General features: G+C 42.2%; 25 protein-coding genes and 1 riboswitch. Of the genes, 22 read left to right on the top strand and 3 right to left on the bottom strand.

Translation table 11 applies throughout. The features are described 5' to 3' along the window. Nucleotides 1–15: 15 nt before the first annotated feature. A complete protein-coding gene (serA, locus tag NSQ16_RS11540; RefSeq protein WP_004398713.1) occupies nt 16–1,593 on the bottom strand; it encodes a phosphoglycerate dehydrogenase in 1,578 nt (525 codons plus the stop codon). A 208-nt stretch (nt 1,594–1,801) separates the two neighbouring features. Continuing rightward, nucleotides 1,802–1,936, top strand: a riboswitch (FMN riboswitch). 154 nt (nt 1,937–2,090) lie between these two features. Here serA and fmnP point away from each other — a divergent pair. Continuing rightward, on the top strand, nt 2,091–2,663 hold the full coding sequence (gene fmnP, locus NSQ16_RS11535) for a riboflavin transporter FmnP (RefSeq protein WP_004399159.1): 573 nt from the start codon (nt 2,091–2,093) through the stop codon (nt 2,661–2,663). 39 nt (nt 2,664–2,702) lie between these two features. On the opposite strand, the gene NSQ16_RS11530 is transcribed toward fmnP, so the two are convergent. Continuing rightward, nucleotides 2,703–2,951, bottom strand: coding sequence for a ferredoxin (locus tag NSQ16_RS11530; protein WP_003225461.1), 249 nt, complete (start codon nt 2,949–2,951; stop codon nt 2,703–2,705). A gap of 265 nt (nt 2,952–3,216) precedes the next feature. Here NSQ16_RS11530 and NSQ16_RS11525 point away from each other — a divergent pair, with 265 nt between their 5' ends. The 17 genes from NSQ16_RS11525 to fni all read left to right on the top strand — a co-directional run bounded on the left by NSQ16_RS11525 (nt 3,217) and on the right by fni (nt 19,086). Then, nucleotides 3,217–4,275, top strand: coding sequence for a helix-turn-helix domain-containing protein (locus NSQ16_RS11525; RefSeq protein ID WP_230488343.1), 1,059 nt, complete (start codon nt 3,217–3,219; stop codon nt 4,273–4,275). After that, nucleotides 4,268–5,758: an ATP-dependent DNA helicase RecQ gene (locus NSQ16_RS11520; protein WP_015251799.1), complete on the top strand. Its 1,491-nt coding sequence runs from the start codon at nt 4,268–4,270 to the stop codon at nt 5,756–5,758. The genes NSQ16_RS11525 and NSQ16_RS11520 overlap by 8 nt, the downstream gene beginning before the upstream one ends. Nucleotides 5,759–5,784: 26 nt before the next feature. Next, nucleotides 5,785–6,387, top strand: a complete 603-nt coding sequence (locus tag NSQ16_RS11515; protein WP_230488238.1) for a CPBP family intramembrane glutamic endopeptidase — start codon at nt 5,785–5,787, stop codon at nt 6,385–6,387. Next, entirely contained in the window at nt 6,338–7,075 is a 738-nt protein-coding gene (locus tag NSQ16_RS11510; RefSeq protein WP_230488237.1) for a LysM peptidoglycan-binding domain-containing protein, read from the top strand. The genes NSQ16_RS11515 and NSQ16_RS11510 overlap by 50 nt, the downstream gene beginning before the upstream one ends. 62 nt (nt 7,076–7,137) lie before the next feature. After that, nucleotides 7,138–7,581 (top strand): YpbF family protein, encoded by a 444-nt coding sequence (locus NSQ16_RS11505; RefSeq protein ID WP_003230531.1) that lies wholly within the window; start codon nt 7,138–7,140, stop codon nt 7,579–7,581. Nucleotides 7,582–7,667: 86 nt separating this feature from the next. Then, nucleotides 7,668–8,447, top strand: a complete 780-nt coding sequence (locus NSQ16_RS11500) for a metallophosphoesterase (RefSeq protein WP_230488236.1) — start codon at nt 7,668–7,670, stop codon at nt 8,445–8,447. 158 nt (nt 8,448–8,605) lie between these two features. Next, entirely contained in the window at nt 8,606–9,190 is a 585-nt protein-coding gene (locus NSQ16_RS11495; protein WP_003230533.1) for a genetic competence negative regulator, read from the top strand. Between the two features lie 155 nt (nt 9,191–9,345). After that, complete coding sequence (gene gudB, locus NSQ16_RS11490; RefSeq protein ID WP_003230536.1) at nt 9,346–10,620, top strand: NAD-specific glutamate dehydrogenase; 1,275 nt, start codon at nt 9,346–9,348, stop codon at nt 10,618–10,620. Between the two features lie 108 nt (nt 10,621–10,728). Further along, complete coding sequence (locus tag NSQ16_RS11485; protein ID WP_015714182.1) at nt 10,729–11,703, top strand: YpdA family putative bacillithiol disulfide reductase; 975 nt, start codon at nt 10,729–10,731, stop codon at nt 11,701–11,703. A gap of 119 nt (nt 11,704–11,822) precedes the next feature. Continuing rightward, nucleotides 11,823–12,479 (top strand): glutamic-type intramembrane protease PrsW, encoded by a 657-nt coding sequence (gene prsW, locus NSQ16_RS11480; RefSeq protein ID WP_032722047.1) that lies wholly within the window; start codon nt 11,823–11,825, stop codon nt 12,477–12,479. A 138-nt stretch (nt 12,480–12,617) separates the two neighbouring features. Beyond that, a complete protein-coding gene (sleB, locus tag NSQ16_RS11475) occupies nt 12,618–13,535 on the top strand; it encodes a spore cortex-lytic enzyme (RefSeq protein WP_004398523.1) in 918 nt (305 codons plus the stop codon). Between the two features lie 34 nt (nt 13,536–13,569). Next, a complete protein-coding gene (ypeB, locus tag NSQ16_RS11470; RefSeq protein WP_003230547.1) occupies nt 13,570–14,922 on the top strand; it encodes a germination protein YpeB in 1,353 nt (450 codons plus the stop codon). Nucleotides 14,923–15,015: 93 nt separating this feature from the next. Further along, nucleotides 15,016–15,669, top strand: a complete 654-nt coding sequence (dgrA, locus tag NSQ16_RS11465; protein ID WP_029317976.1) for a cyclic di-GMP receptor DgrA — start codon at nt 15,016–15,018, stop codon at nt 15,667–15,669. A gap of 44 nt (nt 15,670–15,713) precedes the next feature. After that, on the top strand, nt 15,714–15,890 hold the full coding sequence (locus NSQ16_RS11460; protein ID WP_003230553.1) for a YpfB family protein: 177 nt from the start codon (nt 15,714–15,716) through the stop codon (nt 15,888–15,890). 78 nt (nt 15,891–15,968) lie between these two features. Next, complete coding sequence (gene cmk / locus NSQ16_RS11455; protein WP_029317977.1) at nt 15,969–16,643, top strand: (d)CMP kinase; 675 nt, start codon at nt 15,969–15,971, stop codon at nt 16,641–16,643. A 232-nt stretch (nt 16,644–16,875) separates the two neighbouring features. Next, on the top strand, nt 16,876–18,024 hold the full coding sequence (gene rpsA / locus NSQ16_RS11450) for a 30S ribosomal protein S1 (protein ID WP_014477197.1): 1,149 nt from the start codon (nt 16,876–16,878) through the stop codon (nt 18,022–18,024). 12 nt (nt 18,025–18,036) lie between these two features. Further along, nucleotides 18,037–19,086 (top strand): type 2 isopentenyl-diphosphate Delta-isomerase, encoded by a 1,050-nt coding sequence (gene fni, locus NSQ16_RS11445; protein ID WP_038430019.1) that lies wholly within the window; start codon nt 18,037–18,039, stop codon nt 19,084–19,086. A 42-nt stretch (nt 19,087–19,128) separates the two neighbouring features. On the opposite strand, the gene NSQ16_RS11440 is transcribed toward fni, so the two are convergent. After that, nucleotides 19,129–19,260 (bottom strand): YpzI family protein, encoded by a 132-nt coding sequence (locus NSQ16_RS11440; RefSeq protein WP_010334754.1) that lies wholly within the window; start codon nt 19,258–19,260, stop codon nt 19,129–19,131. Between the two features lie 77 nt (nt 19,261–19,337). On the opposite strand from NSQ16_RS11440, the gene NSQ16_RS11435 reads away from it, so the two are divergent. From NSQ16_RS11435 to engA, 4 genes are all read left to right on the top strand, one after another. Then, nucleotides 19,338–19,937 (top strand): hypothetical protein, encoded by a 600-nt coding sequence (locus NSQ16_RS11435; RefSeq protein WP_128993064.1) that lies wholly within the window; start codon nt 19,338–19,340, stop codon nt 19,935–19,937. After that, nucleotides 19,934–20,827, top strand: a complete 894-nt coding sequence (locus tag NSQ16_RS11430; RefSeq protein ID WP_230488235.1) for a YIEGIA family protein — start codon at nt 19,934–19,936, stop codon at nt 20,825–20,827. The genes NSQ16_RS11435 and NSQ16_RS11430 overlap by 4 nt, the downstream gene beginning before the upstream one ends. Continuing rightward, nucleotides 20,824–21,018 carry a hypothetical protein gene (locus NSQ16_RS11425; protein WP_014480135.1) on the top strand — a complete coding sequence of 65 codons (195 nt, stop codon included), beginning with the start codon at nt 20,824–20,826 and terminating at the stop codon, nt 21,016–21,018. Before NSQ16_RS11430 ends, NSQ16_RS11425 begins: the two co-directional genes overlap by 4 nt. Nucleotides 21,019–21,171: 153 nt before the next feature. After that, nucleotides 21,172–22,482 (top strand): ribosome-associated GTPase EngA, encoded by a 1,311-nt coding sequence (gene engA / locus NSQ16_RS11420; RefSeq protein WP_021481550.1) that lies wholly within the window; start codon nt 21,172–21,174, stop codon nt 22,480–22,482. Nucleotides 22,483–22,487 lie beyond the last annotated feature (5 nt).

The raw sequence follows: 22,487 nt of genomic DNA, 5'->3' as shown, positions 1-22,487 counted from the left end.
TTGAGTTTTTTTTGATTATGGCAGATCAATGAGTTTCACAGACACAATATCAGGGACATTTGTTAGTTCTTTCACAATTTTGTCTTCCAGATGTCTGTCAAAGGAAAGCATCATGATGGCTTCTCCGCCTTTTTCCTTACGGCCAACCTGCATAGTTGCAATGTTAATATCGTTATCTCCGAGAATACGTCCTACTCGGCCAATGACACCTGTTGTATCTTGATGCTGGATATACACCAAGTGACCTGTCGGATAAAAATCAATATTAAATCCATTGATCTCGACAATTCGTTCTCCGAAATGAGGAATATACGTAGCCGTTACAGTAAAGGTGCTGCGGTCTCCTGTCACTTTTACGCTGATGCAGTTATCGTATCCAGATTCAGAAGAGGAAATTTTTTCACTGAAGCTGATGCCGCGTTCTTTTGCGACACCCCCGGCATTGACCTCATTAACAGTAGAGTCAACGCGCGGTTTTAAAAAGCCTGACAGAAGGGCTTTTGTAATGAACGATGTTTCAAGTTTAGCAATTGTGCCTTCATATTGAATGGCAACATCCTGTACTGGTTCTTTCATGCACTGTGATACAAGGCTGCCAATTTTTCCTGCAATTTGATGGTAGGGCTTAATTTTAGCAAATTCATCTTTTGTCATGGCAGGCAGGTTGATAGCTGACATGACAGGCAGGCCTTTTGCGAACTGCAGAACTTCTTCTGACACTTGGGCGGCGACATTGAGCTGTGCTTCTTTCGTTGATGCTCCTAAGTGAGGAGTGGCAATGACTAATGGATGATCAACAAGTTTGTTGTCAACTGGCGGTTCAACTTCGAAAACGTCAAGCGCTGCTCCCGCAACATGCCCGTTTTCCAAAGCTTCGAGAAGTGCTGCTTCATCGATAATTCCGCCTCGCGCACAGTTAATTAAGCGAACGCCTTTTTTCGTTTTTGCAATCGTTTCTTTATTCAATAAGCCTTTTGTTTCTTTTGTTAAAGGCGTGTGAACGGTAATGATATCCGCACTTTCAAGTACTTCTTCAAATGTACGGCTGTTTACGCCGATTTTTTTCGCTCTTTCTTCCGTTAAGAAAGGATCAAAAACGTGCACTGTCATACCGAACGCTCTCGCACGCTGTGCAATTTCACTTCCGATTCGGCCTAATCCTACAATACCAAGCGTTTTTCCATAAAGCTCTGAACCGACATAAGCTGTGCGGTTCCACTCTCTGGATTTCACTGAGATATTAGCCTGCGGAATGTGTCTCATTAAAGAAGAGATCATTGCAAATGTATGCTCAGCTGTCGAAATGGTGTTGCCGTTCGGAGCATTGATCACGATTACCCCGTGTTTCGTAGCCTCATCAATATCGATATTATCGACACCGACACCGGCTCTTCCGACAATTTTTAAAGAAGTCATTTTGTTGAAAAGGTCTTCTGTTACTTTTGTCGCGCTTCGCACCAAAAGAGCATCAAAAGTATGTAATTCATCTTCTGCATCTGCTACGTTTTTTTGAACGATTTCAATAAAGTCTGATTCAATAAGTGGCTGTAAACCGTCGTTGCTCATTTTGTCTGAGACCAATACTCGAAACATCGTTAGATTTCCTCCTAAATTGACAAACTAAATATCTGATAATTTAACATATTCTCAAAAGAGTGTCAACGTGTATTGACGCAGTAAAGGATAAAAGTAAAGCCTAATAAATCAATGATCTGACAGCTTGCAGGTAATATATTTAATTTGAAGCAATTCTCTATACAGCCAACCAGTTATCGTTTATAATGTAATTAAATTTTATATGATCAATCTTCGGGGCAGGGTGAAATTCCCTACCGGCGGTGATGAGCCAATGGCTCTAAGCCCGCGAGCTGTCTTTACAGCAGGATTCGGTGAGATTCCGGAGCCGACAGTACAGTCTGGATGGGAGAAGATGGAGGTTCATAAGCGTTTTGAAATTGAAATTTTTCAAACGTTTCTTTGCCTAGCCTAATTTTCGAAACCCCGCTTTTATATATGAAGCGGTTTTTTTATTGGCTGGAAAAGAACCTTTCCGTTTTCGAGTAAGATGTGATCGAAAAGGAGAGAATGAAGTGAAAGTAAAAAAATTAGTTGTGGTCAGCATGCTGAGCAGCATTGCATTTGTTTTGATGCTGTTAAATTTCCCGTTTCCGGGTCTTCCGGATTATTTAAAAATCGATTTTAGCGACGTTCCCGCTATTATTGCCATTCTGATTTACGGACCTTTGGCGGGTATTGCCGTAGAAGCGATAAAAAATGTTCTTCAGTATATCATTCAGGGAAGCATGGCCGGAGTTCCTGTAGGGCAAGTTGCGAATTTTATTGCAGGAACACTCTTTATATTACCGACTGCTTTCTTATTTAAAAAACTCAACTCAGCAAAGGGCTTGGCTGTCAGCCTGCTTTTGGGAACTGCAGCGATGACCATTTTAATGAGTATTTTAAATTATGTTCTGATTCTTCCGGCATACACGTGGTTTTTACATTCACCGGCATTATCCGACAGCGCGCTAAAAACAGCAGTCGTCGCAGGTATCCTGCCGTTTAACATGATAAAAGGTATTGTAATTACGGTTGTATTCTCACTAATTTTTATCAAGCTTAAGCCATGGATTGAGCAGCAGCGAAGTGCACATATCCATTAAATAAAAAAGCTCCCGTTCGGGAGCTTTTTTTAGTTACTTCTATTCAAATTTAAGCGGGTCGCCTTCAAATGGCTCATCCGCCACTTTGATGGAATCAGTAGGGCATCCTTCAAATGCGTCAATCATATCTTCTTCCAGTACCTCAGGAACTTCGACAACACCTTTGTTTTCATCAAGCGTTACGAACGCGATGCCTTCATCATCGTAATCGTAAATGTCTGGTGCAGCAGCTCCGCAAGCGCCGCATGCAATACATGTATCTTTGTCTACGATTGTGTACTTTGCCATGAATAAAACCTCCCAGATTGTTCTTGGTGGAACAAATGGATCAATCTTTATATTTAATCAATTTAACACCTATTCCTCTTACTTATTGTAATGATGTTGCTGCCACATTTCAACAGAAAAATGATTGAGAATGCTTATCACATAAGGGGTTATCTACATAACATCCCCCTTAATGATGACTTTAAACGTCGATTTCTGTTTGAAATCTGTTAAAATAAAAAGAGCAAATCAACGATTTTTGTCAGGAAGAATGTAGGTGGATAGGTTGTCATTAAATTACTTCGATATTATGGTTCTCGATTGTCTTTGCAAAATAAACGGGGAACGGTCGGGAAGCGCTGTTTTTCACCTATTCAAAGGCAAGAGATCGTCACAGACCATTCAAGATGCCGGCTTATTTCAGACTGCAAAATACTTTGGAATGGCGGCAAAATGTTCGAGAAGCGATATTTCTGCGTCGCTTGACAAGCTTGAAAAGCATTCATATCTCGCGCCAATGTCTGAATCAGATACATACAAAGTGACAGCCAGCGGCGCAGCAGTTTTGAGACATGCCCTTAGCGAGCGGCCTTGGCCCGTTCATTGTCACGGCGCTCATTATCAGCAGGCTGCCGGCGTGCTTTGGAAAAGGCTTTCGCTGCTTGTGCAGGTCCTATCCCATAAACAGCAAGGGAGCAGGCAGTATATCCCTGTCACAAAGGATCATAAGACACTTCACTGGGTAAAGAAATACCTGTCCCGGCATACGGATCATATAGAGATGGCAAAAAGCCTTTTTGCCATGCTTGAGGCGCATTTGAAAAAGATTGAAAACAAAGCAGCGCAAATTTTTGTCTACTCCTTAACCTCGCACCATCGGATCGGTTATACGAGCAGGCAGCTTGCTGATACGCTGAAAGAAGACGAATGGTATGTCTATATCATGTTTTGGGCTTCGGTACATTATTTTATTCATTCTCTTCCGGAGTGTGAAGATGCTTTGTTAAAGGATCTCCTTTCTGATGTGCATTTAGATAATGCCCTGACAGAGTCGACGAGGAAAACATGGCAGATGGTCAAACAAGGGTTTCCGATACATCGAATTGCTGAAATCAGAAAGCTGAAAACAGCGACGATCGAAGACCACATTGTCGAGATTTCTCTCCATGAGCCTGCGTTTATGATTAATGACTATGTATCAGCAGAAGACCAGCTTCAAATCGCAGAGTTTGCCAAACGGATGCGGACGAATAAAATCAAACAAATTCGCGACGGGCTGGAACAGCGGTTCAGCTACTTTCAAATCAGACTGGCATTGACAAAGCAGGTGCAGCAATATGACTAAATTACAGCAAACGTTATATCAGTTTTTTGGTTTTACTTCCTTTAAAAAAGGGCAGCAGGACATTATTGAAAGCATACTCAGCGGGAAGGATACCATTGCAATGCTCCCGACTGGGGGAGGGAAATCGCTTTGCTACCAGCTGCCTGGTTATATGCTTGACGGCATGGTATTAATCGTTTCTCCACTGCTTTCTTTAATGGAGGATCAGGTGCAGCAGCTCAAAGCCCGGGGGGAAAAGCGTGCTGCAGCTTTGAACAGCATGCTTAACAGGCAGGAAAGACAATTTGTTTTAGAACATATTCATCGATATAAATTTTTGTACTTGTCTCCTGAAGCTTTACAGTCTCCATATGTATTGGAAAAATTGAAAAGTGTCCCGATCAGCCTATTTGTTATTGACGAAGCGCATTGTATTTCTGAATGGGGACACGACTTCAGGCCTGATTATTCAAAGCTCGGGCAGCTGAGAAAAAAACTTGGTCACCCGCCCGTTCTGGCATTGACCGCCACGGCTACAAAGGAAACGCTGCAAGATGTCATGAACCTGCTGGAGCTGCAGCATGCTGTACGCCATCTCAACTCAGTCAACCGCCCAAACATCGCACTGAGGGTTGAAAATGCGGCGGATACTGCCGAAAAAATAGATAGGGTCATTCAGCTGGTTGAAAACCTGCAAGGTCCGGGAATTGTTTATTGTCCGACACGGAAATGGGCTGAGGAATTAGCGGGTGAAATTAAAAGCAAAACGAGCAGCAGAGCCGACTTTTACCATGGCGGTTTGGAGTCAGGGGACAGGATTTTAATTCAGCAGCAGTTTATTCATAACCAGCTTGATGTGATATGTTGTACGAATGCGTTTGGAATGGGTGTCGATAAACCCGATATCAGATATGTGATTCATTTTCACCTCCCGCAGACGGCAGAAGCTTTTATGCAGGAAATCGGCAGAGCGGGACGCGACGGAAAGCCGAGTGTCAGCATTTTGCTGCGGGCGCCAGGGGATTTTGAATTGCAGGAACAGATTATCCAGATGGAGAGTGTCACAGCTGAAGAAATCGCCGACGTGATCCGTGTGCTAGAGAAGACGGAGGAGCGGGATGAGAGAAGGCTTCGTGACGTATTACTTCAGTATGGAGTCGGAGAGACACAGGCCCGTATGATGATTCATCTCTTTATGCAGGGAAAAACATCAGTTGAACTGATGAAGAAAGAAATTTCATATCGCATGGAGCTGAAGCTGGAAAAAATGCACCGTGTATCATTTTTGCTTCAGCGTGACGGCTGTTTAAGGCAGGCACTGTTAACCTACTTTGATGAATCATACGAGCCTGATGACGGAAACCTCCCGTGCTGTTCACATTGCGGTTTTGATTTATCCTTGTATGAACAAAAAGGGGAACGGAGTAAAATGGCGCCATTAGACAGCTGGAGTTCGGAATTGCACCGGATATTCAGCTTGCAGACTGTAGGTGAGCTGAACTGAAACAGCAAAAAGATTATATTCAGCATATGTCTGACCGTGATATGCTGAAGCAGTTATACTTGACGCAGCTACTCATCATCTTTGCCGCTGCTGCAGCAGGACTATTCTTTTTTGAGGATGTACGGGACGTATTAAAGCACTGGGACATTCGCGATATGCGAATCATCTGGTATGGTGTTTCTATAGCTGTTATTGTTATTTTAGCCGATATGGCAGTAATGAAATGGTTTCCGTCTCATTTATATGATGACGGCGGAATCAATAAAAAAATATTCAGTAAGAGGTCAATCCCTCATATTATATTTTTAACGCTTCTGATTGCTTTCGCGGAAGAAATGTTATTCAGAGGAGTGCTGCAGACTCATATCGGTTTATGGGCGGCCAGCCTTATATTTGCCGCTCTGCACTTTCGGTATTTGTCAAAATGGCTGTTATTTATTATGGTGACAGCAATCAGCTTTTTGCTCGGTCTGATGTATGAATGGACCGGCAACTTATTTGTTCCGATGACGGCGCATTTTATCATTGATGCCGTGTTTGCCTGTCAGATTCGTTTTGAACATGTGAGGAGGGATAAACATGACGAACATGTCGAGAGTAGAGAGAAGAAAAGCCCAGAATCTTTATGAAGATCAAAACGCCGCATTGGCGGACGATTATGTCGATGATGGAGAAAGCCTTCCGACAAGACAATCTGTAAAAAATCAAAGAGAACAGAAAAAAAAGCAAGGTAAAACAAAAACGCCATTATTCACAGTACTCGCAGTAATATTTGTATTTGTGCCGGTTATCGTTTTAGTCACCTTATTTTATCTAAAGAGCCACCCGGATAATCATGACGATTATGAAGATGTTTTTATTGACAGCAGCCAAAGCAAATATGAGGTTGTCCCGAAATCAGAGGATAAAAACGATACCGCATACACTAAAGAGACCGCACTGCAGAAGGAGTCAAAAAAAGAGCCTGAAGATTCCAAGCCAAAAGAGCCGGCAAAAACCGCTGATGATAAGAAACAGACTGCTGTAGCGGAAAAAGAAGACTCGGCAAATAAGGAGGAAGCAACCGCCGCGGCTGCTTCCTCTTCCCAATCAACAGTACAACAGCAAGAACAGCAACAGCAGCCGGCTGAGCCAGTTCAAAATGTGCCGAATCGCGTTGTTAAGCACACCGTCCAAAAGAAAGAAACGCTATACCGCATTTCCATGAAGTATTATAAAAGCCGGACAGGAGAAGAAAAAATTCGAGCGTATAATCATCTGAATGGAAATGATGTTTACACCGGACAAGTTTTGGACATCCCCTTAATGGATGAATAGGGTATTATTTTTATTTTACGTTCATATATTGTAGCAATGAAAATGGACAAGGTGTGAAGCGTATGGAATCCTTATGGAATCAGCTGGATCAGTTTACAGACGCGCCGACCAAACAGATGCTCCAAGCGCTTGTAAAACGAAAACAAAAATTCGAAAATTATGCAGCACAATGCCGCAGATGGCGATGGGCTTCACTTATCTGCCTAGGCTTATTATGTGTTATGATCATGATCAAAAGCCCGGAGCCTCAGCTTATACTTCAAGAAATACTCAGCCATACCTTTTATTTATTTTGGATGCTGGCAACCGCTTTTGCCTACTGCACTTCATATTATTTCAAGAAAAAGGAAGAAAAATCCGAGACTGATTTCCATAAACTGAGATGTGAAATTATTCAGAAAAGCACTGATCTCTGGCCGCAGCCCGATAAATGGAAGGCGAGAGAGTCTGTTTTTCACATGATGAAGCACAAATATGACATTAATCTATATTTTGAAAGTAAATAAAATGGGGCGTTTTCTCAAACGATAGAAACGTCTTTTTTTTATTGTCCGTCTTATTGATAAGTTCTAAAAAGAATGGAGAGTTTTTTATGAAGCTATCAGTGAAAATTGCCGGTGTACTAACTGTTGCGGCAGCGGCAATGACGGCAAAAATGTATGCGACAGCAAAAGGCAATCATTTGAAGACACATACGTTTCCTTTATCAAAGATGAAGGGCAAGCCGCCTCTGACAATCTTTTTTATTTCAGACATTCACAAACGTCTCATCGATCAAGACCTTTTAGAAAAAGCGCGAAGCCATGCCCCTCACTTGGTTATAATCGGCGGTGATTTAGCTGAGGGCGGGGTGCCCAGTGCGAGAATCGAGGAAAACATCAAAAGGCTCGTACATTTCGGGGTCCCTATCGTGTTTGTGTGGGGGAATAATGATTATGAAGTCAGGCAGCATAAGCTGTATTCCATATTTAAAGCGCACGGCGTCATCACTCTGAGAAATGAGTCAGTCCCGTTTTCATACAATGGGCATACGATTGCAATTGCGGGGGTTGATGATATCAGGATGGAGATGGATCATTATGAGGAAGCCATCAAAGAACTTGATGAAAGCCAGCTGAATATTCTGGTTTGCCATAATCCGGAGATTCATGAACAAATCAATGAAGATGACGGTATTGATGTGATATTCAGCGGACATACCCATGGAGGCCAGATCAGGTTTGGAAAATTCGGCCCTTATGAACTGGGGAAAACAGGTATTGTTAAAAACGTGGCATATCTGATCAGCAACGGCTACGGCACGACAAAAGTGCCTCTTCGTTTAGGTGCTGAGCCTGAAACTCACATTGTGACTCTTTGCGGGCCAGAATAACTTCTAAAAAGCAAAAATCCGTATGGCAATAAAAACTGCATTGTGCTTGTCTTACTAGTGAACTCAGTGTAAACTGATAACAATTAAGAACCTATGACTCATCATCTCATATAATGTGTTATATGATTTGTGTGCAAGTAGAGGCAGGAGGGAACGTTATGCGGCTTGAGCGTCTGAATTATAATAAGATCAAAATCTTTTTAACCCTCGATGATTTAACAGACCGGGGATTGACAAAAGAAGACCTCTGGAAGGACTCATTCAAAGTCCACCAGTTATTTAAAGATATGATGAATGAAGCAAATACAGAGCTCGGCTTTGAAGCGAATGGACCGATTGCAGTGGAAGTGTATTCTCTCCAAGCACAAGGGATGGTCGTGATTGTAACAAAGAACCAAGACGCCGATTCAGAAGACGATGAGTATGATGATGATTACATCGAAATGCAAGTCAAGCTTGATGAAAGCGCGGACATCATATATCAATTCCATTCCTTTGAAGATATCATTCAGCTTTCAGAAAGCTTACAGCGAATCGGTATCACAGGGGGAACTGTCTACCACTATGACGGGCAGTACTTTTTAAGCCTTGAAGATCTAGGGTCACATACGGCTGAAGGGGTTGTGGCGGTTCTGGCTGAATACGGCAATCCGACAACTTTAACGATTTATCGCCTGCAAGAGTATGGTAAGCTCATTATGGACGGTAATGCCGTAGAGACGATACAAACTCATTTTTCATAAGAATGCAACGGAAAACTGCTGATTTCAGCAGTTTTTTTTCGTTAAAAAACATGGAAAAACATAACGTTTATTCTATGCACAGATCATATGAAGGTGTATACTATTCTCTGAAAGGGAGCATGTGAGAAACAGAAGATTCTAGGAGGTTAACTCAAATGGCAGCCGATCGAAACACCGGTCATACAGAAGAGGACAAACTTGATGTATTAAAATCAACCCAAACCGTAATACATAAGGCTCTGGAAAAATTGGGATATCCCGAAGAGGTATACGAATTGTTAAAAGAGCCGATGAGATTATTAACGGTAAAAATACCTGTTCGTATGGACGACGGTTCAGTAAAGATTTTCACAGGATATCGTGCGCAGCACAATGACTCTGTCGGTCCAACGAAAGGCGGGATACGTTTTCACCCGAACGTAACAGAAAAAGAGGTGAAGGCGCTTTCAATTTGGATGAGTTTAAAATGCGGCATAATTGATCTTCCATATGGCGGTGGTAAAGGCGGAATTGTTTGTGATCCAAGGGATATGTCGTTTAGAGAGCTGGAGCGTCTGAGCAGAGGGTATGTCAGAGCGATCAGCCAAATTGTCGGCCCGACAAAAGACGTGCCGGCACCGGATGTATTTACAAACTCACAAATCATGGCTTGGATGATGGATGAGTATTCAAGAATTGATGAATTTAATTCGCCTGGATTTATTACAGGCAAACCGCTTGTGCTTGGCGGATCTCACGGGAGAGAATCTGCGACAGCAAAAGGTGTTACCATCTGTATTAAAGAAGCGGCTAAGAAGAGAGGCATCGATATTAAAGGTGCGCGTGTCGTTGTCCAAGGCTTCGGAAACGCGGGAAGCTATTTGGCAAAATTTATGCATGATGCGGGGGCAAAAGTTGTCGGCATCTCAGATGCGTATGGCGGACTTTATGATCCGGAAGGCCTTGATATCGATTATTTACTCGACCGACGCGACAGCTTCGGTACCGTAACAAAGCTTTTCAACGATACCATTACCAACCAAGAGCTGCTGGAGCTGGATTGTGATATTCTCGTTCCTGCTGCGATTGAAAATCAAATTACAGAAGAAAATGCCCATAATATCCGGGCTAAAATTGTCGTTGAAGCAGCGAATGGGCCAACAACGCTTGAAGGAACAAAAATTCTTTCAGACCGGGACATTCTGCTTGTACCAGACGTGCTGGCAAGTGCCGGTGGCGTAACAGTTTCTTATTTTGAATGGGTTCAGAATAACCAAGGCTTCTACTGGAGTGAAGAAGAGGTAGAAGAAAAATTAGAAAAAATGATGGTCAAATCATTTAACAATATTTATGAAATGGCTAACAACCGAAGAATTGACATGAGGCTCGCTGCATATATGGTCGGCGTTCGCAAAATGGCTGAAGCTTCGCGTTTTAGAGGCTGGATATAAGTTGATGATTTGCATAAAAATAAAAAATCTCCTATGATAAAATAGGAGATTTTTTTATTCGGAAATAGAAAATATGAAGTGAAATGCCAATCGCAGGAGTTGACAGAAATGATTCAAGAAAAAGCAATTATTATAGGCGGAGGACCTTGTGGACTATCTGCTGCCATTCACCTAAAACAAATTGGCATTGATGCCCTCGTCATCGAAAAAGGCAATGTCGTTAACAGTATTTACAATTATCCGACGCATCAAACCTTTTTCAGCTCAAGTGAAAAGCTCGAAATCGGAGATGTGGCATTTATTACAGAGAACAGGAAGCCTGTCAGAATTCAGGCTTTATCGTATTACCGTGAAGTCGTCAAACGGAAAAACATCCGTGTTAATGCGTTTGAAATGGTGCGTAAAGTGACGAAAACGCAAAATAACACATTCGTTATTGAGACGTCAAAAGAGACCTACACGACGCCATATTGTATCATCGCCACAGGCTATTATGATCATCCAAACTATATGGGCGTACCCGGTGAGGATTTGCCGAAAGTATTTCATTATTTTAAAGAAGGCCACCCGTATTTTGATAAAGATGTTGTTGTCATCGGCGGGAAAAATTCAAGCGTGGACGCCGCCCTTGAACTCGTGAAATCTGGGGCGCGTGTCACAGTTTTATATAGGGGCAATGAGTATTCTCCAAGCATTAAGCCGTGGATTCTGCCAGAATTTGAAGCCCTCGTCAGAAACGGTACAATCCGTATGGAATTTGGCGCTTGTGTCGAAAAAATCACCGAGGATGAAGTTGTGTTTCGCTCCGGAGAGAAAGAACTCATTACCATTAAAAATGATTTTGTATTTGCCATGACAGGCTATCATCCCGATCATCAATTTCTTGAAAAAATTGGTGTTGAAATTGATAAAGAAACAGGGCGTCCATATTTCAACGAAGAAACGATGGAAACGAACGTTGAAGGTGTCTTTATTGCCGGGGTTATTGCTGCGGGAAATAATGCAAATGAAATATTTATTGAAAACGGCAGGTTTCACGGGGGGCATATCGCAGCGGAAATCGCCAAAAGAGAAAACCATTAAAGATGAGGAGCATATGATGCATTCGTATGCTCTTTTTGTTTTTTTAAGTGCAGACAGATGTAAAATTTTAAACAACATGGTAGGATAGACGTAGGAATATAAAGGAAAGAGGTTGCCTGATGTTTGCAATCATCTCTGCAGGAATTGCCCCCGGCATCGCGTTATTAAGTTATTTTTATTTAAAAGATCAGTATGATAATGAACCTGTACATATGGTGCTACGGTCGTTTTTTCTCGGGGTTGTTCTTGTATTTCCCATCATGTTTATCCAGTATGTACTTGAAAAAGAGAATGTAGGAGACGGAAGCTTTTTCGTTTCTTTTTTATCTTCGGGGTTTTTGGAGGAATCATTAAAATGGTTTATACTGATGATCAGTGTCTACCCGCACGCCCACTTTGATGAGCATTATGACGGGATTGTGTACGGTACAAGTGTATCACTCGGTTTTGCAACCCTCGAAAATATTCTTTATTTAATTGGCCACGGCGTGGAGCATGCGTTTGTCAGGGCGCTGCTGCCTGTTTCATGCCATGCCTTGATTGGCGTTATAATGGGATTTTACCTTGGAAAAGCCCGTTTTTCCGCTGATAAGGCGCGTGTAAAGTGGCTTACTCTTTCTTTAGTTGTCCCATCCCTTTTGCATGGATCATATGATTTTATCCTAACAGCGCTTAGCAATTGGATTTATTATATGCTTCCATTTATGGTATTTTTATGGTGGTTTGGTTTGCGTAAAGCGAAAAAAGCCCGTTCCGTTAATATGATGCAAGTATAGAAGCCGCACAGCAACCGTGCGGCTTTTTTGTGTGCAGTTTTTATGTTCTGAGGGATAACAAGGAAAGAGTGTATAAAAATAACCTCGTTACAGAAAATACGATTACACTTAAAAATTTGCAGTAGGAGGCTTGAAAAGATGAAGTCCAAAGGATCGATTATGGCATGTCTCATCCTTTTTTCCTTTACAATAACGACGTTTATTAATACTGAAACGATCTCTGCCTTTTCGAATCAGGTCATTCAAAGAGGGGCAACAGGGGATGATGTGGTCGAGCTTCAGGCGCGTCTTCAATACAACGGATATTATAACGGAAAAATTGACGGGGTTTATGGATGGGGGACGTACTGGGCAGTTCGAAATTTTCAGGATCAATTCGGGTTAAAAGAGGTTGACGGCCTTGTAGGAGCTAAAACAAAGCAAACCTTAATTTGTAAATCAAAATACTATCGTGAATATGTCATGGAACAGCTCAATAAAGGGAATACATTCACGCATTACGGAAAAATTCCGCTAAAGTATCAGACGAAACCATCAAAAGCAGCAACACAAAAGGCAAGACAACAAGCAGAAGCACGGCAGAAACAGCCTGCGGAAAAAACAACGCAGAAGCCTAAAGCGAATGCGAATAAACAGCAAAACAATACACCAGCAAAAGCAAGAAAACAGGATGCGGTAGCAGCGAACATGCCTGGTGGATTTTCCAACAACGATATCAGGCTGCTTGCTCAAGCGGTTTATGGCGAAGCCCGGGGCGAGCCGTACGAGGGGCAGGTTGCTATTGCAGCAGTCATTTTAAACCGTTTGAACAGCCCGTTATTTCCAAATTCAGTAGCGGGGGTTATTTTTGAGCCGCTTGCCTTCACAGCAGTAGCCGACGGACAAATTTACATGCAGCCGAATGAAACGGCACGAGAAGCAGTGCTGGATGCCATCAATGGCTGGGACCCATCAGAGGAAGCACTTTACTACTTTAATCCGGATACGGCTACAAGTCCGTGGATTTGGGGGCGTCCGCAGATTAAAAGAATCGGTAAACACATTTTCTGTGAGTAGCAGATATGAGAAAGCATAAAAAGAGGTGTGATAAATGATCAGAGGAATTTTAATCGCCGTGCTTGGTATTGCAATAGTCGGTACAGGCTACTGGGGATACAAAGAACACCAGGAAAAAGACGCAGTTCTTCTTCATGCTGAAAATAACTATCAGCGGGCGTTTCATGAGCTTACCTATCAGGTGGATCAGCTTCATGATAAAATCGGAACAACACTTGCCATGAACAGCCAAAAATCACTGTCGCCTGCATTGATCGATGTGTGGAGGATTACATCAGAAGCTCATAACAGCGTCAGTCAGCTGCCGCTTACATTAATGCCGTTTAATAAAACTGAAGAGCTATTATCAAAGATCGGCGATTTCAGCTATAAAACGTCAGTCAGAGATTTGGACCAAAAGCCGCTTGATAAAAACGAGTATACATCACTAAATAAGCTATATCAGCAGTCCGAAGATATACAAAATGAATTGCGTCATGTTCAGCACCTTGTCATGAGCAAAAACCTTCGCTGGATGGACGTAGAAATGGCTCTGGCTTCTGACGAAAAACAAAGTGATAATACGATTATCAACAGCTTTAAAACAGTCGAAAAAAATGTTGGTGCATTCTCCACTGGCACTGATCTTGGCCCGAGTTTCACCAGTACGAAAAAAGAAGAGAAAGGCTTCAGCCATCTGAAGGGAAAACAAATTTCCGAACAGGAAGCAAAACAAATTGCTGAGCGCTTTGCCCCAGATGACAATTATTCAATTAAAGTGGTAAAGAGCGGAAAAAAAACAAATCGCGATGTATATAGCATCAGCATGAAAGACCCAGACCATAAAGCAGTGATTTATATGGATATTACGAAGAAGGGCGGGCATCCGGTATACTTGATCCAAAACAGGGAAGTGAAAGATCAGAAAATCAGTTTAAATGACGGATCGAACCGAGCGCTTGCATTTTTAAAGAAAAACGGATTTGAAACAGATGATTTGGAAATTGATGAAAGTGCCCAATATGATAAAATCGGTGTATTTTCATATGTTCCTGTTGAAAATAAAGTCCGGATGTACCCGGAGGCAATTCGTATGAAAGTGGCCTTGGATGACGGTGAGGTTGTCGGCTTTTCAGCAAGAGACTTCCTCACATCTCATAGAAAAAGAACCATACCTAAGCCTGCAATTACTGAAGCAGAGGCAAAGTCTAAATTAAATAAAAATGTACAAGTGAGAGAAACAAGGCTCGCTTTGATTACAAATGAACTAGGTCAAGAAGTGTTATGTTACGAAATGCTTGGAACAATTGAAAATGACACATTCAGAATGTATATCAATGCCAAAGACGGATCGGAAGAAAAGGTTGAAAAACTAAAAAATGCAGAACCTATATATAAAGACCTATAAAAAACAGGAGGAAAGGACTAAATGTCTTTTCCTTTTTTTCATTACGTGCTTTAATAAAAACGTGAGTATATTGAATGCGAAAGAGTGAAGTCAATGATAGAGATTGGAGAAACTGTACTTTTAGAATATATAGAAGAAAATGAATTGAAAAAGGCAAAAAGCAAGGCGGTCAGCATCGAAAACAATGAACTTTTGATCGCGTATCCTGTTGATGTAGTTACAGGGCGAACTGTGATTTTACATAACGATATGGAAGTAACGGTAGAGTTTGTGGGAAAAGACGAAGTTCCTTATCGCTTTATAAGCCGTATAAAAGGTAAAGTGAAGGACAAACTTCAAATGATCTGTCTTGAAGTGCCTCCCCGTGAAAAAATGAAAAGAATCCAGCGCCGCCAATATGTAAGAACTGATGCGGTATTAGATGTGCAAATTCAGCCGGGAAATGAGGAAGAGATCCGCACACTATCTTATAACATCAGTGCAGGCGGCATAGCCGTGGTTTTAGCTGATGGCCTTTCTTTTCAATCGGGGGAATCATTGCGCCTGATCATCCGTCTTCCTGAAGAGGAGCACACACGTCAAATAGAAACAGAAGCAGTTGTCAGACGAATCTTTAATGACCCCAAGTCAGAAAAACGAAAAATGACTTTAGAGTATTCAGAAATTGCAGCAGGTGACCAGCAGGCTTTGCTTCAATACTGCATCCGGCGCCAGTTAAATAAGAGAAGAAAGGCCCGAATGGAATAAACATCGGCAAACACTTCCATACTATTTGTAATGGAGGTGCTCCAATGAAAACATTTGAACGGCTGCTGATCAAATTATTGTTCATTCAGGCCATCATTTTACTTGGTGTCCAATTTCTTTTTCACTATCAGCATATTGAACCATACGTATCAAAAGTGATTCAATATGAAGGGGTGGATAAAATGGAGGAAAACAATAGGATTGAAACCTTCAAACATTAATTATTCATCAATTTTTCACCCTTTTTCATAAAGTTCGTGATACAATCCATAGAGGAGAAAAGAGCAAGGAGAGGAATTATGGAAAAGAAATTATCGATTGCAATCGACGGCCCGGCAGCTGCGGGGAAAAGCACCGTTGCCAAAATTGTGGCTGAGAAAAAATCGTACATATATATTGATACAGGAGCGATGTATCGGGCGATTACGTACGCGGCTTTACAGGAAAACGTTGATCTGACAGATGAAGAAAAACTGGCTGAGCTGCTAAAGCGGACAGACATTGAGCTGATTACAACAAAAGATGGACAAAAAGTGCTTGTAAACGGCACCGATGTAACTGAGGCGATCAGAACAGATGAAATAAGCAACCAAGTTTCAATTGCGGCCAAGCACAGAAGTGTCAGAGAAGAAATGGTGAAACGCCAGCAGCAGCTTGGGGAAAAAGGCGGCGTCGTCATGGATGGTCGTGACATCGGGACGCATGTGCTGCCAAATGCAGAAGTAAAAATCTTTCTTTTGGCATCTGTTGAAGAGAGAGCGAAACGTCGTTATGAAGAAAATGTGAAAAAAGGCTTTGATGTCAACTTCGAAACATTAATTGAGGAAATTGCAAGAAGAGACAAGCTTGATTCAGAGCGCGAAGTATCTCCGCTGCGTAAAGCAGAAGACGCTCTTGAAATCGACACGACATCGCTTTCCATTCAAGAGGTAGCTGATAAAATCCTCGAGGCTGTGGAGCAAAAGTCCCGCTGAGGATGGCAAATGCCACTTTTTTTGAATTTTTCAACGAAGATAGAATGTTATTGCTTGACAAACCTGTCCTTTTATTAGAAGTTAATACTAATAAAACTTTTTATTGATCATTCAAAAAACTTTTTTGGATGATTCTTTAATACATATTCGGCTAAAAGCGGGCATGTTATATGTTCAGCTTTCAAACCGTTTTAATTAAGCTGTGTAGGTTTGGACCAAGGAGGTTATTCAAATGACAGAGGAAATGAATCAAATTGATGTTCAAGTGCCAGAGGTTGGAGATGTAGTTAAAGGGATTGTGACAAAGGTAGAAGACAAACATGTAGATGTAGAAATTATTAATGTTAAACAATCCGGTATTATTCCAATCAGTGAATTATCAAGTCTTCATGTAGAGAAAGCATCGGATGTTGTTAAAGTAGACGACGAGCTTGACCTGAAAGTAACAAAAGTGGAAGACGATGCTTTGATTTTATCTAAACGTGCTGTTGATGCAGACCGCGCTTGGGAAGACCTTGAGAAAAAATTTGAAACAAAAGAAGTGTTTGAAGCTGAAGTGAAAGATGTCGTGAAAGGCGGCCTTGTCGTTGATATCGGCGTTCGCGGTTTTATTCCGGCATCACTTGTTGAAGCACATTTCGTTGAAGACTTCACTGACTATAAAGGAAAAACACTGTCACTGCTCGTTGTAGAGCTTGACCGTGATAAAAACCGCGTGATCCTTTCACACCGTGCTGTTGTTGAAAGTGAACAAGCGAATAAAAAACAAGAACTTCTTCAGTCTCTTGAAGTTGGAAGTGTACTTGATGGCAAAGTACAGCGCCTGACTGATTTTGGCGCGTTTGTTGATATTGGCGGCATTGACGGACTTGTACACATTTCACAGCTTTCCCACTCTCATGTAGAGAAGCCGTCTGACGTTGTTGAAGAGGGACAAGAAGTAAAAGTGAAAGTGTTATCGGTTGACCGTGATAATGAACGTATTTCTTTATCAATCAAAGATACACTGCCTGGACCTTGGAGCCAAATCGGCGAAAAAGTGAAGCCTGGCGATGTGCTTGAAGGAACTGTACAGCGTCTTGTAAGCTTCGGTGCCTTTGTTGAAATCCTTCCAGGTGTTGAAGGTCTCGTTCATATTTCTCAAATTTCCAATAAACACATCGGCACGCCGCATGAAGTCCTTGAAGAAGGACAGACTGTAAAAGTGAAGGTTCTTGATGTGAATGAAAATGAGGAGCGCATTTCATTAAGCATGCGTGAACTTGAAGAAACGCCTAAAGCTGACCAGGAAGATTACCGTCAATATCAAGCGAAGGAAGAAACAAGCACTGGCTTCCAGCTTGGAGATCTGATCGGAGATAAGCTGAATAAACTAAAATAATTGGTGATAAACGTGACTCGAGCAGAACGAAAAAGACAACACATCAATCATGCCTTGTCTACCGGCCAGAAGCGGGAAACAGGTCTTGATGATATTACGTTTGTTCACGTCAGTCTGCCCGATCTTGCATTAGAACAAGTAGATATTTCCACAAAAATCGGCGAACTTTCAAGCAGTTCGCCGATTTTTATCAATGCAATGACTGGCGGCGGCGGAAAACTTACATATGAGATTAATAAATCGCTTGCGCGAGCGGCTTCTCAGGCTGGAATTCCCCTTGCTGTGGGATCGCAAATGTCAGCATTAAAAGATCCATCAGAGCGTCTTTCCTATGAAATTGTTCGAAAGGAAAACCCAAACGGGCTGATTTTTGCCAACCTGGGAAGCGAGGCAACGGCTGCTCAGGCAAAGGAAGCCGTTGAGATGATTGGAGCAAACGCACTGCAGATCCACCTCAATGTGATTCAGGAAATTGTGATGCCTGAAGGAGACAGAAGCTTTAGCGGCGCACTGGAACGTATTGAACAAATTTGCAGTCATGTCAGTGTACCGGTCATTGTGAAAGAAGTCGGATTCGGTATGAGCAAAGCATCAGCAGGGAAGCTGTATGAAGCTGGTGCTGCAGCTGTTGACATTGGCGGTTACGGGGGAACAAATTTCTCGAAAATCGAAAATCTCCGAAGACAGCGGCAAATCTCCTTTTTTAATTCGTGGGGCATTTCGACAGCTGCAAGTTTGGCGGAAATCCGCTCTGAGTTTCCTGCAAGCACCATGATCGCCTCTGGCGGTCTGCAAGATGCGCTTGACGTGGCAAAGGCAATTGCGCTGGGGGCCTCTTGCACCGGAATGGCAGGGCATTTTTTAAAAGCGCTGACTGACAGCGGTGAGGAAGGACTGCTTGAGGAGATTCAGCTGATCCTTGAGGAATTAAAGTTGATTATGACTGTGCTGGGTGCCAGAACGATTGCCGATTTACAAAAGGCGCCCCTTGTGATCAAAGGTGAAACCCATCATTGGCTCACAGAGAGAGGGGTCAATACATCAAGCTATAGTGTGCGATAAATGATAAAAGCCCAAAACCATATGTGGTTTGGGCTTTTTGTGTTATGATTTTCGTTTTTTGAATTTTCCGTTTTGTTCAAGGCTTGTCGCTCCGTCATAGTGAATGGACTGGTCGCGGTCTGATTCGACTCTGCCTGAAGCTTTGAGTTTTTTCTCTTGTCTGTCTTTTCCCATGATCATACTCCTTAATGTGAGATCGATTGTTTAAAAAATGTACTTGAACTCCATACTGGGAATATGGAGGAAGTAAAATGGAACAATTTTATTACTATTGGTCAATGTGGTTTCTGTGGGTTCTGACAACATTTATTTTTGAAAAGACGAAAAGACGAATTGCCGTCTCTGTCTTTATTTTAACTAATATTATTCTAAGCATACATGACATCGCTTTATATTTTTCCCTGAATGCTGCATATTTGATGTTTTTCGTTTGCGGATGTGTCTATGCCGGGTATTTGGGAATGTATCGTTTTCGTTACATCTTGGTCTATCTGACGCTCGTTGCCGCGTATGCGTTTGTTTATCTTTTTGCATTATATGACCCGGTTTGGTTCATCATAAAACCTGAGTGGGCTGCTGTTATATTAATAGTGCTTTTAACAGCTTCAGTTGAAAGGAATTTTGAGAAGCAGCTTGTCTTATTTGTCCTAGGGATGTGCCAAGGCGAACTGGTGTATTCATTTGTGATCCAGAAGTTGGCCGGGGCTATGGCTGTCGGCGGCTTTCAATGGCTGAATGCGTGTTCTGCGGGGATGATATTGCTGTTTGGCATATCTAAATACGAACACCTCGCAAGCCAGATTGGTCAGAAAAGCAAAAGATCAAACAAAGGAGCTACCAAAATGTCATGAGTGATTACATCTATCCGATTATTGCTGGGGTCATTGCCGGAATTGCGACAAGGCTTTATATGCTGAAAACGGATTACCGCCAGTATCCGACCTATGTTCATGGGAAAGTGATTCACATCGCACTGGGGTTGATAGCGGCTGGTTTAGGTGCAATTATTATGCCGGCGCTTTTGCAGGAGGAATTTACGGCCATCACATTTTTAACATTGGCAGCGACGCAATTTAGAGATGTCCGAAACATGGAGCGGAACACATTGACGCAAATGGATTCGTATGAACTTGTCTCAAGGGGAAGCACATATATTGAGGGGATTGCCATTGCGTTTGAAAGCAGAAATTATATTGTGATCTTTACAGCGCTTTTGACAACCTCTGCGTATGTGTTTTTATCCATCTGGGCTGCTGTCATAGCGGCTGTCGTTTGTTTTTTACTGGCTATGAAGTTTATGTCGGGCAGTGTGTTGAAGGATATTGTAGATATCGAGTACATAAAGCCGCGCTTTGACGGTCCTGGGCTGTTTGTTGATAATATTTATATGATGAATATCGGGCTTCCAGAGAAACAGGAACTGATTTTAAAGCATGGCATGGGCTTTATTTTGACGCCGAAAAACTTTAATTCAGCAGCGACGATAGCAAATTTAGGGCAGCGTCAGGCCATTTTATTTGATGTTTCCAATGTGCTCGGGGTTTATCGGGATTCAGGAGAGCCATCTTTGGCACCAATTGCAAAACGGGATTTAAATGATGGGAGAGTGGCAGTATTTGTTCTCCCGCAAATTCACCATCCCGAAACGGCTGTTCAAATTATTAGCAATGTTCCAACCCTGGAAAATGCGATTAGAATGCCGACTGAATTTATCAAGAATCAGGATAAGGTGATAGGATGAGTGAATCTCTTACGAAAGTGATTTTGTCTGTAATCACGACAAATCCAAACCGGGTTGCAGGGGGAGCACCTGTCTTTTTTTGCAATGACCAAAAGGAGATGGAGCTTTTCGCTAAAAATCTTGAGGCCATCCTTGATGGAATAGCTCACAGAATCGGAGATGACGTGTATTTGATCGTGAAACATTTTTAAGAATAGTTGTGATCCCAGTAAAAACTGATATAATAAATGAGTTAAGCCCTTCCTCTGAAGGGTTTCTTTTCATAAAAGTGAATGAAATGATTTTAATAACCGGTTGAAAATTTATGTAAAAATGAAAGCGGCTGGATTGAAAGGAAGGGTACTATGGGTAAACCTGTCGTAGCCATTGTCGGGAGACCAAATGTAGGAAAATCCACAATCTTTAACCGGATTGCGGGAGAAAGAATTTCAATAGTAGAAGATACCCCTGGCGTGACAAGGGATCGGATATACAGCTCGGCTGAATGGCTGAATTATGATTTTAATTTGATTGATACGGGCGGTATTGATATCGGTGATGAGCCGTTCTTAGCGCAGATTCGCCAGCAGGCTGAAATCGCCATGGATGAAGCGGACGTGATTATTTTTATGGTGAACGGCCGTGAAGGCGTGACAGCTGCTGATGAAGAAGTGGCGAAAATTTTGTACCGCACAAAAAAGCCTGTTGTTTTAGCGGTTAATAAACTGGATAACACAGAAATGAGAGCGAATATGTATGATTTTTATTCGCTAGGCTTTGGCGAGCCATATCCAATTTCGGGAACACACGGACTCGGACTGGGTGATTTACTGGATGCCGTTGCAGAGCATTTTAAAAACATTCCAGAAACGAAATACAATGAGGAAGTTGTTCAATTCTGTCTGATCGGACGTCCGAATGTCGGAAAGTCTTCACTTGTGAACGCAATGCTCGGCGAAGAACGCGTTATTGTCAGCAACGTGGCTGGAACGACAAGAGATGCTGTTGATACGTCATTTACTTACAACCAGCAGGAGTTTGTCATTGTCGATACTGCAGGTATGCGAAAAAAAGGGAAAGTCTATGAAACGACTGAGAAGTATAGTGTACTGAGGGCGCTGAAAGCGATTGACCGCTCAGAAGTCGTGGCAGTTGTGCTGGATGGCGAAGAAGGCATTATTGAACAGGACAAGCGTATCGCCGGTTATGCACACGAAGCGGGCAAGGCCGTCGTCATCGTGGTAAACAAATGGGATGCTGTTGACAAAGATGAGAGCACAATGAAAGAATTTGAAGAAAATATTCGCGATCATTTTCAATTTCTGGATTATGCGCCAATCCTATTTATGTCTGCCTTAACGAAAAAACGGATCCATACGCTGATGCCTGCGATTATTAAAGCAAGTGAAAATCATTCACTTCGAGTTCAAACAAACGTCTTAAATGATGTCATTATGGACGCTGTGGCAATGAATCCGACACCGACTCATAACGGTTCTCGTTTGAAGATTTACTATGCGACTCAAGTGTCGGTAAAGCCGCCAAGCTTCGTTGTGTTTGTAAACGATCCGGAATTGATGCATTTTTCATACGAACGGTTTTTAGAAAACCGAATCAGAGACGCGTTCGGTTTTGAGGGGACACCAATCAAAATATTTGCAAGAGCTAGAAAATAAAAAGG

Origin of the sequence: Bacillus sp. PS108 (assembly GCF_037963335.1) — a bacterium.
Taxonomy (GTDB): domain Bacteria; phylum Bacillota; class Bacilli; order Bacillales; family Bacillaceae; genus Bacillus; species Bacillus subtilis.
Note: the sequence above shows the minus strand (reverse complement) of the source record. Positions and strands in the feature narration are given on the sequence as shown.

Coding starts and splice junctions, on each gene's coding strand:
- serA (WP_004398713.1), bottom strand. CDS start 1,593: ATGTTTCGAGTATTGGTCTCAGACAAAATGAGCAACGACGGTTTACAG.
- NSQ16_RS11530 (WP_003225461.1), bottom strand. CDS start 2,951: ATGGCAAAGTACACAATCGTAGACAAAGATACATGTATTGCATGCGGC.
- NSQ16_RS11520 (WP_015251799.1), top strand. CDS start 4,268: ATGACTAAATTACAGCAAACGTTATATCAGTTTTTTGGTTTTACTTCC.
- NSQ16_RS11515 (WP_230488238.1), top strand. CDS start 5,785: ATGTCTGACCGTGATATGCTGAAGCAGTTATACTTGACGCAGCTACTC.
- NSQ16_RS11510 (WP_230488237.1), top strand. CDS start 6,338: ATGACGAACATGTCGAGAGTAGAGAGAAGAAAAGCCCAGAATCTTTAT.
- NSQ16_RS11505 (WP_003230531.1), top strand. CDS start 7,138: ATGGAATCCTTATGGAATCAGCTGGATCAGTTTACAGACGCGCCGACC.
- NSQ16_RS11500 (WP_230488236.1), top strand. CDS start 7,668: ATGAAGCTATCAGTGAAAATTGCCGGTGTACTAACTGTTGCGGCAGCG.
- NSQ16_RS11495 (WP_003230533.1), top strand. CDS start 8,606: ATGCGGCTTGAGCGTCTGAATTATAATAAGATCAAAATCTTTTTAACC.
- gudB (WP_003230536.1), top strand. CDS start 9,346: ATGGCAGCCGATCGAAACACCGGTCATACAGAAGAGGACAAACTTGAT.
- NSQ16_RS11485 (WP_015714182.1), top strand. CDS start 10,729: ATGATTCAAGAAAAAGCAATTATTATAGGCGGAGGACCTTGTGGACTA.
- prsW (WP_032722047.1), top strand. CDS start 11,823: ATGTTTGCAATCATCTCTGCAGGAATTGCCCCCGGCATCGCGTTATTA.
- sleB (WP_004398523.1), top strand. CDS start 12,618: ATGAAGTCCAAAGGATCGATTATGGCATGTCTCATCCTTTTTTCCTTT.
- ypeB (WP_003230547.1), top strand. CDS start 13,570: ATGATCAGAGGAATTTTAATCGCCGTGCTTGGTATTGCAATAGTCGGT.
- dgrA (WP_029317976.1), top strand. CDS start 15,016: ATGATAGAGATTGGAGAAACTGTACTTTTAGAATATATAGAAGAAAAT.
- NSQ16_RS11460 (WP_003230553.1), top strand. CDS start 15,714: ATGAAAACATTTGAACGGCTGCTGATCAAATTATTGTTCATTCAGGCC.
- cmk (WP_029317977.1), top strand. CDS start 15,969: ATGGAAAAGAAATTATCGATTGCAATCGACGGCCCGGCAGCTGCGGGG.
- rpsA (WP_014477197.1), top strand. CDS start 16,876: ATGACAGAGGAAATGAATCAAATTGATGTTCAAGTGCCAGAGGTTGGA.
- NSQ16_RS11440 (WP_010334754.1), bottom strand. CDS start 19,260: ATGGGAAAAGACAGACAAGAGAAAAAACTCAAAGCTTCAGGCAGAGTC.
- NSQ16_RS11435 (WP_128993064.1), top strand. CDS start 19,338: ATGGAACAATTTTATTACTATTGGTCAATGTGGTTTCTGTGGGTTCTG.
- NSQ16_RS11430 (WP_230488235.1), top strand. CDS start 19,934: ATGAGTGATTACATCTATCCGATTATTGCTGGGGTCATTGCCGGAATT.
- NSQ16_RS11425 (WP_014480135.1), top strand. CDS start 20,824: ATGAGTGAATCTCTTACGAAAGTGATTTTGTCTGTAATCACGACAAAT.
- engA (WP_021481550.1), top strand. CDS start 21,172: ATGGGTAAACCTGTCGTAGCCATTGTCGGGAGACCAAATGTAGGAAAA.